General features: G+C 55.6%; 1 protein-coding gene. It reads left to right on the top strand.

What is annotated here, in order from left to right:
- Positions 1-137: 137 nt before the first annotated feature.
- A partial coding sequence (locus tag JWG43_RS17905) for a UDP-3-O-acyl-N-acetylglucosamine deacetylase (protein WP_205244305.1) occupies positions 138-478 on the top strand: 341 nt, incomplete at its 3' end.

Genomic DNA, 478 nt, shown 5'->3' on the forward strand with positions numbered 1-478 from the left:
GATATTCCTGCGTTCCTGCGCAAGCAAGCTGACTAAGCCTCGTATGGCCTTGGTTTGTTTGTTGCTTAAGGATTGTGCTAAGATGGCCCGGCAACGACCATCTGGTCAGGAATTTGAGCTGTTAAGCGGATACGCCCATGATTAGACAAAGAACCTTGAAAACGAGTGTCCAGGCCACCGGTGTGGGCCTGCATTCGGGTCGGAAAGTCACAATGACATTCCGTCCGGCGCCTGTTAACACAGGGATCGTTTACTTGCGTACCGATCTGAATCCTGTGGTCGCGCTGCCAGCCAACGCCGATCAGGTGCGTGATACCGTGCTTTGTACCGCTCTGGTAAACGAAGCCGGTGTCCGCGTGTCAACCATCGAACACCTCTCTGCCGCCCTGGCCGGGATGGGGATCGACAACCTCTATGTCGAGGTTGATGCCCCCGAGATCCCGGTGATGGATGGCAGTGCGCACCCGTTCATCTACCT

Origin of the sequence: Desulfobulbus alkaliphilus (genome assembly GCF_016918545.1) — a bacterium.
GTDB classification, from domain to species: Bacteria; Desulfobacterota; Desulfobulbia; order Desulfobulbales; family Desulfobulbaceae; genus Desulfobulbus; species Desulfobulbus alkaliphilus.